The sequence below is a fragment of the Corynebacterium sp. KPL2680 genome (assembly GCF_040225675.1).
Taxonomy (GTDB): Bacteria; Actinomycetota; Actinomycetes; order Mycobacteriales; family Mycobacteriaceae; genus Corynebacterium; species Corynebacterium rhinophilum.
Genome location: NZ_JBEHFM010000019.1, coordinates 24,521 through 36,836, shown reverse-complemented (window position 1 = coordinate 36,836; position 12,316 = coordinate 24,521). Strand labels below are relative to the sequence as shown.

Genomic DNA, 12,316 nt, shown 5'->3' with positions numbered 1-12,316 from the left:
TGGAAAAATCCCAGTCGGCTACCAATCGCGCGCAAAACAACACACCTAAAAATCCCGAGTTGAGGATCCACCCCGTCCACCCCACCCGCGAGATTGACAAACTACATAGGAACACCCCCCGCGCTGTCGTAATCCCTCAACTCCATTGCGCTTGGGGACGATCTCGCGGCATCGCTCGGCACGAAGGTGGGACGTACCCGCGTGCTTAGCCTGATTGCCGTCACCCTGCTCGCGGGTTCTGCCCCGGCACTGACCGGGGACATTAGCTTCGTAGGTCTGATGGTTCCGCATGTGGTGCGGTGGTTCGTAGGTCCTAATCAGCGGTGGATCATTGCCTACTCCGCCTTGGCAGCGCCCGTACTCATCCTCGCCGCCGATACTGTGGGGCGCATCGTTGCACGCCCCGGCGAGGTCGCAGCCGGCGTTGTCACCGCCCTCATCGGCGCGCCCGTTCTCATCGCCCTCGTGCGCAGAGGGAAGGTGAGTGGACTGTGAAAGAGACACAGCCTGAGCGCGTATCCCCCGGCTATCGCAGTGTTACTCTGCGTTCGCGCTGGTACTCGCATCGCATCCCGGTGCGGCTCGACGAGATCAGCGCGGTGCTTTTCCTCCTGGCCATCACCTTAGCCGCAATCTCACTCACGCTGGGCGAGTACCACCTCTCCTTCCCTGAGGTACTTCACGCGATCGGCATCGGTGGCGATAGCCCCCGAATCCACCGCGTCATCGTGAGGGAGTGGCGGCTTCCGGTAGCGATCTCGGCGGTATTCTTCGGAGCTCTGCTGGGCATAGGCGGTGCAATCTTCCAATCACTCACCCGCAATCCCCTGGGCTCCCCGGACATTATCGGCTTTGATGCCGGCTCCTACACCGCTGTGGCAATCACCGTTCTGGTGCTCGGATCGACGAGCTACTGGGGGACTAGCGGGTGCCGCTCTCATCGGCGGCGTCCTCACTACCCTAGCGGTCTATGGGCTGGCATGGTGCCGTGGCGTACAGAGCTTCCGACTCATCATCGTGGGTATCGCTATGTCCACCGCCCTCGGATCGCTGAACTCCTACCTCATCACCCGCGCGCTGGTAGAGGATGCCATGGTTGTCGGTTTTGGGCGGCGGGCTCGATTACTAGGGTGGAGTGGCAGGGACTCATCCCGGTGCTCATCCTGGGCACGCTCATCTTTGTGGCGGTTGCGCTGCTTGCCTCCTCCCTGCGCACGATGGAGCTGGGCGACGATGCCGCTACCACGCAGGGCCTTCGGGTGCAGCGCACCCGCCCCCTACTCATGGTCGAAGGCGTGGCGACAACCGCGCTCGCCGCTGCAGCGGCGGGCCCTATCGACTTCATCGCGCTCACCGCCCCACAATTGGCACGGCGGCTCACCCGCACCGCGGGGTTATCCCTGATGACATCGGCGGCGATGGGTTCCGCACTGCTGACCAGCGCCTATATCCTTTCCCTCATCATCGCCCAGTTCTACCGACAGATACCGGTGGGTCTTATCACCGTGTGCCTTGGTGGCCTCTACATGATGTGGCTGCTCGTGCACGAGGCGCGGCGTCAATATGGCTCACCGCGATAAAGCACCACTAAGGCCACGAGGCATTTAGACACCACATAGGCCGCGAACTAACCGAAAGGTAGCTCCTCATATGCCCACTCATAATTCTGCCCGACTTCGCGCCCTGGATGCCACCATTGGTTACGACGGCCGCATTATTTCCACGGGTTTTCCGTCAACATTAATGACGGCTCTTTTACCGCCATTATTGGCCCCAGTGGCTGCGGCAAATCAACGCTGCTGCGCGCATTAGCTCGCATGCTGACTCCGGCCGCAGGCAGCATTATTCTCGACGGAAAAGAAGTGCCTTCATGGGCACCAAAACAGGTTGCGCGGGAATTAGGTCTACTCCCACAAACGTCTTTTGCACCCGATGGCATTACCGTGGCCGATCTCGTGGGACGCGGGTGCGGCCCCGTACCAGAGCCTCTTCCACAAATGACGCGACAGCAATGAGAAGGCCGTCTACGCGGCGCTCGCCGCTACCCGCACCCCGGAGATTTCTGAGCGGTCCGTCGAGGAGCTTTCCTGTGGGCAGCACTAACGCGTGTGGATCGCTATGCTACTAGCGCAGCAAACTCCCATCATGCTGCTCGATGAGCCTACGACATTCCTGGATATCTCGCATCAGTACGAACTCATGGAGCTGTTACGCACCTTCCATGGGCAGGGAAAACAATCGTGACGGTGCTGCGCGACCTTATTCAGGCGGCGCGCTATGCCGACCGCCCCGTGGTCATGCGTCAGGGAAAGATTGTGACCACAAACTCCCCCATGACGTGCTCACCGCCGAGCTCATGGAGGATGTCTTTGACCTGCGGTGCCCGGTAGTACCCGATCCGGTAACGGGCACCCCCGGTGGTACCACCCGACTCGCGAGCCTCTGCCAATTAGTCGTTTCCATGAAGGAAACCACCCATATAGGGTGTTTTTCTTTTAATAAAGAACCATGTATAAACCGGATTATCTCCACCTATGGAATAGTGTGATTTTGACACATATAATATCAATGTTGTCCAGAACACACATTTGATAGCGTGAGACTCAGTCCAGCCAAACCCCCTCGCCGTGAAATACGCGGCACTGTTGTTGTAGGAAAGGATTCCCTCATGCGCCGTTCAATTCTGCGCACCACCGCCGCTTTCTTTGCCGCCGTCGGCCTCACAGCCTCCGCCGCCACCATCTCGACCGCCAATGCCACCCTCTCCAGCAAGCCCGCACCGGCGGCGTCCGAAAGCCCTGTCCTCCCCTGGACGGATATGGGACCGCACGGCCCCTACGCCAAGGACATCATCAACGGCATGGCCAAGCAGGGTCTAACGGAGAATCTCACGCCCCCGAGCGCCAATATCGCCTGCACCCCTGCCCCCGGAGAGAATCCCGTCGTGCTCCTGCACGGCATGAACTCGAATGCATACCAGACCTACGCGGGCATGTCCTCGAAGCTAGCCGAGCTTGGCAAGTGCGTGTACGCCTTCAACGTGGGCAAGATGCCGGGCACCCTCACCCCGGATGGAAGCTCTCTCATCGGTAGCGTGCCCATCACCCGCGCCATGGCTCCCTTCGAGACCTCCGTGGCGCAGTTCACCAACTACATCAACCGCCTGAAGGAACAGACCGGCGCCACCGAGGTTGACCTCGTGGGGCACTCCGCTGGTGCCACCATCGCCACCGCCTACGCCAAGCAGGAGCAGGGACACGGCGTCGGCACCATCGTATCCATCAGCGGCGTGCTGCACGGCACTTCCCTGCTAGGAGTTTCCTATGCTCTGGAAAAGCTCAACGCCCTGAATGGTTTCGGCGATAACCTCATCACCCTGGCCGTAAGCCCCAGCACCCGACAGTTGCTGCAGCACAGCGACTACATGGCGCAGCTCAACGAGGGCGGGATTGAGGTTCCCGGCGTGCGCTACGCCTCCATCTCCACCCGCTTCGATGAGGCCGTGACCCCGCTGGCCGCGAGCCAGTTCACATCCCCGGAAGCTACCAACCATGTGTTGCAGGACGGGTGCTCTCTGGATGCCTCCGAGCACGTGGGCATCACGTATTCTCCGCGCGCGATAGCATTGACCGCTAATGAGCTAGGTCGCAACGTCGAGGTGCCGTGCACCCCGGTGACAGGATTTATTGATGGTGGCTCCTCTATGGACGCCGACTGGCTCCCCAGTATGGATGACATCGTGAACCCCATCGCGGAGGGTTCCTCTAAGTTCTAGGGTCGCTCTTTACCCCCCCCTTTTATAGCCCCTCTACTCCTTTCAGTTCATCGCGGCAGGACGCGAAAACTGCAAGGAGTTCCGCTTGTTATGTGCCAGACACCGAAAACTACTTTTAGAACAGTGGTGGCTCATCCCGGCAACACTGGTCATAGATCATCCCGATACTGCGGGCGTTCACAGTACAAACAGCCGTGCGCCGCTGCGTCATACTGCGGGCCCACCGCGCTCATCTGGTTCCGTGGTTTAGTACTCCCAGCGTGCCCGTCAATGCCATTAAGATTGAGGTACTCCGCTGCCCCACAGGCCGTGCCATCTCCCAGTGCGTTTTCAGAAAGCCATATCCCCTCCTGCGCGGGGCTCAATGGTTAGTGCGAGGTCGCCGTGGTCTTGGAGTTATGGCGCTGCGTCATCGGGTTGGGTGTCCTCTCGCATCAGGTCAGTTGAGGCGGCGCCGGAAAGCCCGGAAAGAATGGAAAACATAGAGTGAAACAACAAAGCTGGGTGATATCGGACCACTGCTTACCCATCGAGGTATCACCCTTAACGTCATCCGGCACCGTCATGATCTTGAAGCCCAGATCCTCAAGGATTTGCGTCTGCGGGGCTTCCTTAGTCAGGGCAGCAGCACCGGAGTTGTCACCGAACACCATGAACGGCGAGACCTCATCGCTCGGCACCTCGATCTCGTCCTTGGCTTTCTTCATCCGCTCGTCGAAGTCCTTGATGACTTCTCGGCCTCTTCTTCCTGGCCGGTGGCCTTGCCCAGCATGGTGGTCACGTCTTGCCACGGGGAGCCGGAGTAATCCACCACCATGACCGGGGCGATCTTGCGAAGCTCATCCACCTTGTCAAAGACGGAGTCGCCGGAGTTCTTTGCCACGATGATGAGGTCGGGGTCGTAGTTCACGACGTTTTGGATCTTCGGCTCGGCGTTCTCCTAGAGCTTGGCGAGGTCCTGCTCCTTGGCTTCCTTCGACCACGGATCGAAGAAGCCCTGATCATCCGACAAGCCAGCGCTATTGGGAACGGTCGCGCCAGACGCCACCACGGGGGCGTCGATAGCCAGCAGGGAGCCGGTGAGGGTGGTGGAAGTCGAGATGATGCGCTTCGGCTTCGAATCCAGCGTCAGATCCCCAGCATCGGTCTCGACAGTGCGCGGCCACTGCCCTTCATCGCTGCCGGAGGAGCTATCCGACGAGGCTGAGGAATTTTGAATCGTTAGCATCACTGGAATCGCTGGAGCTGCAGGCCACCAAACCGAAGCCGAGGGTCAGCGCTGCGCCCACGGCCACGGCAGCCCATGCAACACGGGAAGTACGAGTACGAACAGTGCGAGTCGTCATTAATATCTATCCCTTCTCGGAATGTAGTGGGGTTTGTCATGCATCGCCCAGCAGCCTTTGACTGAAAGAACAGCAACATTAGGCTAGCCTTGCATACGAAAGTTTTACTTTTGCCCCTTGCAGAATTCCGAAAAATTACCAAAAGCGCAGGATAAAGACGTGCCTACTCCCCCTTCACGCCCCGCCCTGCCCATACGAGGCCCGGTTGATATTCAACGACTCGACCTACAGGCCGTGTATCGCACTCCACTCATCGAGCGGCTCTCCCAGGACACCGCACAGAACAAGAGCGCCTCACAAGCCACAGGCACCGCACAGGAGAAGTATCTACTCACCGTGGCGCGCCCTACCGACACAGCGGAGCAGCGCGCCCTGCTCTTTCTCGACTCCATCCCCCACAGCAACCGGAATGATGCCGAATCTTTTCTTCCCGAGCAGGTGACAGTCGCCGGGGTTCCATGGCACGTCGGCACATTCGAACTTTCAGCACCGCTACTGACGGGGCCGGGTACATGCTGCTCGATGAGCGGCATTTCGAAACAGGTAAAGAACGCCGCTTGTGGCACTCAGCACTCAAGCGCTACATACCGCTGCTCCCCACCCACGACATCGCTTCGCTCTGCGAGTTGGAACTCCCACCGGCATCCCACTCGGGCACGCCTAGCAGTGCTTCTCCTGGGCCAAATCCGTTGCGCTCCCCCTATCACCGCACAGCCCGTAGCTCCCCACATCACTAAAGGCACAGGCACAGGCACAGGCACAGGCGAGTATCACCAAGGGCTCTGGCACTCAGCGCATATGGATGTGCTGCTGCGCGCAGCCGAGGCTCGCGCGGATATTCCTCCTGCTGCGGTTCTCTTCTTTGGCCTGCTGATGTCGCCCACCGCAACGACATTCTGAGGGCACTGGAGCGCGGCGATGTCTTCCTCACCAAGGAACTCCTTCCCTGGGCGCAGCGCTTCTCCCCTGTCCTCTTGCCCGCGCAGCGAATTATTGCGGGGGCATCCTTAGGCGATTTCTTTGCGGCGGGAACGGTACACCGCATTCCCGAGGTCGTATCGCACGCTATCGTGCAATCGGCAGCTCTCTGGTGGCCTGATCATGGAATGGCTGAACTGCGCGCCTGACAAACGAGGACATTAACCCGCACGTGCGGGTTTTCCATGAAGTTGATTCCCTCGAGCCTTTCCCATTGGAGGAAAATCGCGAATTCGCTGCTGCACTCCGCACCACGCTAGGCAGCCGCTCACACGCCCGCGAATACCCCGGCGGGCACGACTACATGTGCTGGCGCAGGGGCATCAACGATGCCCTCCGCTGGTTCAACACTTCTCTGTAACGCGACTCAATCTTCCTCCAGCCATACAGTGGAATTACTAGTCGAAAATCGCGTTAAGTAATAGTAACTGTTAGGCCCACCCCTAGGCCCAACAATGGCCAAAACCGGCACCTCAGAAGAACAACTGAGATGCCGGTTTGTCAACAATGTCGCGACTGACCTGTCAAGCATGTCGCGACTCATGACAGATGTGGGCCCTGTGGGGATCGAACCCACGACCTGCGGATTAAAAGTCCGTAGCTCTACCAACTGAGCTAAAGGCCCAACGTGGCTCTATATTAGCGTGTTGACTTTTAGATCTCCTAATTGGGTGTATTCGTCTGAGTCCTTCGCTGAAGAATACCCACACAAAACGGGAGGAGGGCCTCCTAGCTGGAATACCCTCCTTTTATAGTCCGGTCAGTATTAACCGCGCATGTCACCCTTTTCTAGAAAGTTAACCTGGAAGTCGAAGGCGGTCTTCAAGTCGTGCGGGGTGTGCTGGAACTTGTTTTCCTTCGCACGCTCGTAGTACTCCTCCAACAGCGGACGGTAGTCCGGGTGAGCCACGGCGATGATCTTCTCTACGCGCTGCTTTGGAGCCAAGCCACGCAGGTCAGCCACACCGTATTCGGTGATGATGACCATGGTGTCGTGCTCGGTGTGGTCGGTGTGGGATACGAACGGAACCAGAGCGGAGATGGCGCCATCCTTCGCGATGGACGGGGACACGAAGGTGGAGATGTACGCGTTACGGGTGAAGTCACCAGAGCCGCCGGTGCCGTTCATGATGCGGGAACCGGACACGTTGGTGGAGTTGATGTTGCCGTAGATATCTCCCTCGATCATGCCGTTGGAAGAAATCAGGCCGACGCGGCGGATGACCTCAGGGTGGTTGGAAATCTGCTGCGGGCGCAAGATGATGTGGTTGCGGTAGCGGTCTGCTTCCGCGTTCATCTTTTCTGCGTACTCCGGCGACAGCGCGAAGGAGGTTGCAGAAGCCACGGTCATCTTGCCGGCATCGATGAGGTCCAGCATGCCGTCCTGGATAACCTCGGTATATGCCTGAATGTTTTCGAACTTGGAGTCCAAAAGACCTGCCATCACGGCGTTCGGCACGTTACCCACGCCGGACTGCATGATGAACTTGTCGTACTCGAGGCGGCCTGCGGCAACCTCGCCCTCCAAGAACTCGATGAAGTTAGCGGCGATCTTCTCAGAGGTCTCGTCCGGCTCGCGGAATGGAGCGTTGCGGTCTGCCGAGTTGGTCTTGACCACTGCAACGACCTTCTCCTCGGGGATCTCCATGTAGGTGGTACCGATGCGGTCACCCGGCTTGTTAATCGGGATGGGCTGGCGGTTAGGCAGCTTGTCGATGCGGTAGATGTCGTGCATGCCCTCGAGGTTCTCGGACTGCCACTCGTTGATCTCAATGATGATCTTGTCTGCGGCCTCGACGAACTCGAGGTTATTGCCCACTGCGGAGGACGGCACGATATTGCCTTCCTCAGTAATGCGTACCGCCTCAATGATGGCTACCTGGAAGTCACCGTAGAAGCCCTCTTCTACCTGCTGGCCCAAGTGGGACAGGTGAATGTCCTGGTAGAGCGCGGTGCCATCGTTGAACTGCTTACGCAGTAGCGGGTCAGAGTTGTATGGGGAGCGGAAGTTAATGGCCTCTGCCTCTGCCAAAACACCGTCACAGTCAGGGGCGGTAGAAGCACCGGAGAAGAGGTCAATCTTGAACTCTTCGCCCTTTTCGTGCAGCGCCTTCGCCTTATCTGCAATGGCGGTAGGCAAACCCTTGGGGTAACCTGCACCGGTGAAGCCGGAGATTCCTACGCGGTCACCATTGTTGACGTGCTTCGCAGCCTCCTCTGCAGAAACTACGAGCTTCTCAAACGGGGCGTATGCGATTCTATCGGACAACTGTCATCCTCCTTCATATACGAGTAGACCGGTGTTACGGCCAACCCAATTTAGTTACACAGACCACAGTAGCGAAAATTAACGTTTTCGCCACCATCATTTTGTGACTTTCACCCCAATAATGGGATTCCTCGGTGGCCGCCACCTTCGTTTCAGTTGCTAAATTCTGCGGTTAACGAGCACAATTAGGGCGTGAATTTGCGCATTGGAAACTATGACCTCTCCTCCCCCGTCATCCTCGCTCCCATGGCGGGGGTAACCAACGTCGCTTTCCGCACGTTGTGCCGGGAACAGGAGCTGGCCCGCACCGGAACGGTGTCGGGCTTGTATGTCTGCGAGATGGTCACCGCGCGCGCCCTAGTGGAGCGCAACGAGAAAACCATGCACATGACCACCTTTGCCCCGGATGAAGATCCGCGTTCCCTGCAGATTTATACGGTGGATCCGGAATACACCTATAAAGCAGCCAAGATCATCGTGGATGAGAACTTGGCTGATCACATCGACATGAACTTTGGCTGCCCCGTTCCCAAGGTAACTAGGCGTGGCGGCGGCTCCGCCCTGCCCTATAAGCGCCGCCTCTTTGGCAATATCGTCTCCGCCGCGGTCAAGGCCACCGAGGGCACGAATATCCCCGTTACGGTGAAGATGCGCGTGGGCATTGATGACGAGCACCACACGCATCTCGATGCCGGGCGCATCGCCGTAGATTCCGGCGCCGCCGCCGTGACCCTGCACGGTCGCACGGCCGCACAGCGCTATTCCGGCGATGCCCGGTGGGATGAGATCGCTCGGCTCAAGGAACACCTCGCGGATACCGGTGTTCCGGTGCTGGGCAATGGCGATATTTTCCGCGCCGATGATGCCCGCCGCATGATGGAGGCCACCGGCTGCGATGGCGTGCAGGTGGGCCGCGGCTGTCTGGGTCGGCCGTGGCTATTCGCGGAGCTGGGCGCTGCCTTGCGCGGCGAGTCCATCCCCGCCGAGCCCACCTTGGGCGAGGTCACCCAGGTAATCTTGCGTCACGCAGAGCTACTCGCGCAGCACGAGGGTGAAGATCACGCATCCAGGGACATCCGCAAGCACATTGGCTGGTACCTGCGTGGCTTCCCCGTCGGCGGGCAAGTGCGCGCCGGCTTGGCCAAGGTGGATTCCTTAGAGAGCCTGCGCGAATTGCTGGCGCCCTGGGCAGATTCTGATGCTTTGGCTGCCGATGCCGATGGTGCGCGCGGGCGCCAGGGCTCGCCTTCTAAGGTCGCGCTTCCCGATGGCTGGCTCGATGACCCCGAGGATGAATTCGTTCCGGTCGGCGCCGATATTTATAACTCCGGCGGCTAAAATCGCACAGATGTGACTCAGCAAGCATTTACCCGGTTTGTGAGCTATCATTTTCTGCATGCGTACTGCCTACCGTGAACATCTGGACGACTTCTCGCACGACCTCATCGTCATGTGCGATACCGTCCGCACCATCATGGATAAGGCCTCCCAGGCGCTGCTCGATCGCGCACTGGAACCCGCGGAGGAAGCGCTCAGCCTTACCGAGGAACTCGATGAGATCCGCTCACGCTGCTCCGAACGCGCGGTAAAGCTTTTGGCGTTGGAAAACCCCATGGCTCAGGATCTGCGCCAGGTGGTGTCTTCCATCTATATTGTCGAAGACCTCTTCCGCATGGGTCAGCTGGCCCAGCACATTGCCGATGCCGCGCGCCGCCGCCACCCTGAGGCCGTTGTACCCGCTGAATACCTCGGGTTCATGGAGGAGATGTTCCGCTTAACCCAGGAAATGGGTTCGGTGGTACACGATATTTTAGTCACCCCAGATGCCGAGCTATCCGTTAATCTGCGTTCTGATGACGATGCGGTGGACGATATTAACCATCACCTGCTGCGCATTCTCACCCAGCGCGAATGGAATGGAACGGTGCGCGAGGCCGTAGAGACGGCGCAGATTACCCGCTACTACGAGCGCTACGCGGATCACTGCGTCTCCGTGGCTGGACGTATCATCTACTTTGCCACCGGCCTATTGCCGGAAGAGTTTGAAAAGAAGCTCCAAGAGGACCAAAAGGATGCCGAGTTCGAGGCCCGCATGAGCGAATTAGAGCGCCAATTCCGCCGCTAATAAAACTGCCACAAGGGCGGTACCTCCCTGCGCTGGAGGTACCGCCCTTTTCGGACAATCAGAGTCTACTTTTAGCCGAAGCGACCAGAGATGTAGTCTTCGGTCTCCTTCTGGGAAGGGTTCTCAAAGATGCGGGTGGTTTCATCGAACTCCACCAGGTGGCCCGGCTTGCCGGTAGCTTCTAGGGAGAAGAAGCCGGTCTTATCGGACACACGGGCGGCCTGCTGCATGTTGTGGGTCACGATGACGATGGTGAAGTTTTCCTTCAGCTCGTGGATAAGGTCCTCCACGGCCAGGGTGGAAATCGGGTCCAGTGCAGAGCAGGGCTCGTCCATCAGCAGGACTTCTGGTTCCACGGCAATCGCGCGGGCGATGCACAGGCGCTGCTGCTGACCACCCGAGAGGCCGCCGCCCGGCTTATCCAGGCGGTCCTTGACCTCGTCCCAGAGATTAGCGCCGCGCAGGGACTGTTCGGCTACTTCCTTGAGCTTCTTTTTATTCTTCTCACCAGACAGCTTCAGGCCGGCAACGACGTTGTCCTCGATGGACATGGTGGGAAATGGGTTGGCCTTCTGGAAGACCATGCCGATGGTATTGCGCACGGAAACTGGGTCGACCTTGGGACCGTAGATATTGGTGCCATCGAGCAGGATCTCGCCCTTGACGGATGCGCCAGGGATGACCTCGTGCATGCGGTTTAGGGTGCGCAGCACGGTGGATTTACCGCAGCCGGACGGGCCGATGAAGGCGGTCACGGCTTGTGCCGGGATCTGCATATTTACGTTCTGTACGGCGTGGAAATCACCGTAGAAAATATCGACGTCATTGAGCTCGAGCTTAGACATTGTGGAGGTTTCTCCTCTAGAGGGGGTGTATAAGTGGCGGAATCGTGTGCGGCTATTTCTTGACCGAGAACTTCGCGGAAATTACTCGCGCCGCAATATTGAGGATGGCGATGAGGATAACCAGCGTCAGCGCTGCGCCCCACAGCTTATCCAGCACGGCGGGCTGCGCGCCGGCCTTGTACATATCAAGCATCATCAGCGGCAGCGAAGATTGCGAGCCCTTAAACGCGTCCCAGTTGATGACCGAGGAGGAACCAACCAAGACCAGAACTGGGGAGGATTCACCCATCACGCGGGCAATGGCCAGCATGATGCCGGTCACGATGCCGGATAGGGCTGTCGGCAGCACGATGCGTGCGATGGTCTTCCACTTGGGCACGCCGAGGGCATAGGAAGCCTCGCGGAGGTCCATGGGGACCACGCGCAGCATCTCTTCGGTATTGCGCACCACGATGGGGATCATCAGCAAGACCAAGGACAGGGCGACGGCCAAGCCGGAGCGGCCAAAGCCGAAGAGCGTGATCCACATGGCGAAGATGAACAACGCTGCCACGATGGAGGGCACGCCGGACAAGATGTCCACCATGAAGGTGGTGGTACGGCCGAGCCAACCACCCTTGGAGTATTCCACCAAGTAGATGGCGGTAAAGATACCGATCGGAATGGACAGGATGGAAGCCAGGGCAGTTTGCACGAAGGTACCGACGATGGCGTGTGCGGCACCGCCGCCTTCGGCACTATTCATCACGCCGCGCTGGGACAGCGTCCACCAGTCAGCGGAGAAAATCACGCCGCTACCGCGAGAGATGAGCTCCCACAGTACCCAGATCAAAGGGACCATCGCCAAGGCCATAGCGCCCCATACAACGACGGTGGCAATGCTATTGGCCGCTTTGCGGGAACCGGAGATTTCCAGGAAGGTTGCCCCGCCAGCGGAGGCGGGCTTGTTATTTGTTGTAGTAGTCATTGTTGTCCTTC

General features: G+C 58.9%; 11 protein-coding genes, 1 tRNA gene and 3 pseudogenes. 8 read left to right on the top strand and 7 right to left on the bottom strand.

Annotated elements, in window-relative coordinates; all coding sequences use genetic code 11:
* Positions 1–132: 132 nt before the first annotated feature.
* From ABRP66_RS09440 to ABRP66_RS09425, 4 genes and pseudogenes are all read left to right on the top strand, one after another.
* Positions 133–495: pseudogene (locus ABRP66_RS09440) on the top strand (FecCD family ABC transporter permease); the annotation flags it as partial.
* Positions 492–1,580: pseudogene (locus tag ABRP66_RS09435) on the top strand (FecCD family ABC transporter permease). The pseudogenes ABRP66_RS09440 and ABRP66_RS09435, both read left to right, overlap by 4 nt.
* A 70-nt stretch (positions 1,581–1,650) precedes the next feature.
* A pseudogene (locus ABRP66_RS09430) lies at positions 1,651–2,548 on the top strand (ABC transporter ATP-binding protein).
* A gap of 120 nt (positions 2,549–2,668) precedes the next feature.
* Positions 2,669–3,775 (top strand): esterase/lipase family protein, encoded by a 1,107-nt coding sequence (locus tag ABRP66_RS09425; RefSeq protein ID WP_284782746.1) that lies wholly within the window; start codon positions 2,669–2,671, stop codon positions 3,773–3,775.
* Between the two features lie 434 nt (positions 3,776–4,209).
* On the opposite strand, the gene ABRP66_RS09420 is transcribed toward ABRP66_RS09425, so the two are convergent.
* From ABRP66_RS09420 to ABRP66_RS09410, 3 genes are read right to left on the bottom strand one after another with little or no spacing between them, the layout of a single operon-like run.
* Positions 4,210–4,482: a hypothetical protein gene (locus ABRP66_RS09420; RefSeq protein ID WP_284782744.1), complete on the bottom strand. Its 273-nt coding sequence runs from the start codon at positions 4,480–4,482 to the stop codon at positions 4,210–4,212.
* Positions 4,479–4,697 (bottom strand): ABC transporter substrate-binding protein, encoded by a 219-nt coding sequence (locus ABRP66_RS09415; protein ID WP_284782751.1) that lies wholly within the window; start codon positions 4,695–4,697, stop codon positions 4,479–4,481. Before ABRP66_RS09415 ends, ABRP66_RS09420 begins: the two co-directional genes overlap by 4 nt.
* A gap of 18 nt (positions 4,698–4,715) precedes the next feature.
* Entirely contained in the window at positions 4,716–5,003 is a 288-nt protein-coding gene (locus ABRP66_RS09410; protein ID WP_284796565.1) for a hypothetical protein, read from the bottom strand.
* A 1,011-nt stretch (positions 5,004–6,014) separates the two neighbouring features.
* Between ABRP66_RS09410 and ABRP66_RS09405 the strand changes: the two genes are divergently transcribed.
* Positions 6,015–6,248: an alpha/beta hydrolase-fold protein gene (locus ABRP66_RS09405; RefSeq protein ID WP_349838614.1), complete on the top strand. Its 234-nt coding sequence runs from the start codon at positions 6,015–6,017 to the stop codon at positions 6,246–6,248.
* A gap of 23 nt (positions 6,249–6,271) precedes the next feature.
* Positions 6,272–6,460: a hypothetical protein gene (locus ABRP66_RS09400; protein WP_284782737.1), complete on the top strand. Its 189-nt coding sequence runs from the start codon at positions 6,272–6,274 to the stop codon at positions 6,458–6,460.
* Positions 6,461–6,651: 191 nt separating this feature from the next.
* Here the strand turns inward: ABRP66_RS09400 and ABRP66_RS09395 are convergent.
* Positions 6,652–6,724, bottom strand: a tRNA-Lys gene (locus ABRP66_RS09395).
* 141 nt (positions 6,725–6,865) lie between these two features.
* Positions 6,866–8,368, bottom strand: a complete 1,503-nt coding sequence (scpC, locus tag ABRP66_RS09390) for a succinyl-CoA:acetate CoA-transferase ScpC (protein WP_349838613.1) — start codon at positions 8,366–8,368, stop codon at positions 6,866–6,868.
* Between the two features lie 192 nt (positions 8,369–8,560).
* Here scpC and dusB point away from each other — a divergent pair, with 192 nt between their 5' ends.
* Both dusB and phoU read left to right on the top strand, forming a co-directional pair.
* A complete protein-coding gene (gene dusB / locus ABRP66_RS09385; RefSeq protein WP_237792321.1) occupies positions 8,561–9,706 on the top strand; it encodes a tRNA dihydrouridine synthase DusB in 1,146 nt (381 codons plus the stop codon).
* A 58-nt stretch (positions 9,707–9,764) separates the two neighbouring features.
* A complete protein-coding gene (gene phoU, locus ABRP66_RS09380) occupies positions 9,765–10,493 on the top strand; it encodes a phosphate signaling complex protein PhoU (protein ID WP_349838612.1) in 729 nt (242 codons plus the stop codon).
* A gap of 71 nt (positions 10,494–10,564) precedes the next feature.
* On the opposite strand, the gene pstB is transcribed toward phoU, so the two are convergent.
* Positions 10,565–11,338 (bottom strand): phosphate ABC transporter ATP-binding protein PstB, encoded by a 774-nt coding sequence (pstB, locus tag ABRP66_RS09375; protein WP_005279626.1) that lies wholly within the window; start codon positions 11,336–11,338, stop codon positions 10,565–10,567.
* Between the two features lie 52 nt (positions 11,339–11,390).
* On the bottom strand, positions 11,391–12,305 hold the full coding sequence (pstA, locus tag ABRP66_RS09370) for a phosphate ABC transporter permease PstA (protein WP_284770385.1): 915 nt from the start codon (positions 12,303–12,305) through the stop codon (positions 11,391–11,393).
* Between the last annotated feature and the right edge of the window lie 11 nt (positions 12,306–12,316).

Excerpts from the sequence above, each read along its gene's own strand:
- ABRP66_RS09425 (WP_284782746.1), top strand. The coding sequence starts at position 2,669 with ATGCGCCGTTCAATTCTGCGCACCACCGCCGCTTTCTTTGCCGCCGTC.
- ABRP66_RS09420 (WP_284782744.1), bottom strand. The coding sequence starts at position 4,482 with ATGAAGAAAGCCAAGGACGAGATCGAGGTGCCGAGCGATGAGGTCTCG.
- ABRP66_RS09410 (WP_284796565.1), bottom strand. The coding sequence starts at position 5,003 with ATGCTAACGATTCAAAATTCCTCAGCCTCGTCGGATAGCTCCTCCGGC.
- phoU (WP_349838612.1), top strand. The coding sequence starts at position 9,765 with ATGCGTACTGCCTACCGTGAACATCTGGACGACTTCTCGCACGACCTC.
- pstB (WP_005279626.1), bottom strand. The coding sequence starts at position 11,338 with ATGTCTAAGCTCGAGCTCAATGACGTCGATATTTTCTACGGTGATTTC.
- pstA (WP_284770385.1), bottom strand. The coding sequence starts at position 12,305 with ATGACTACTACAACAAATAACAAGCCCGCCTCCGCTGGCGGGGCAACC.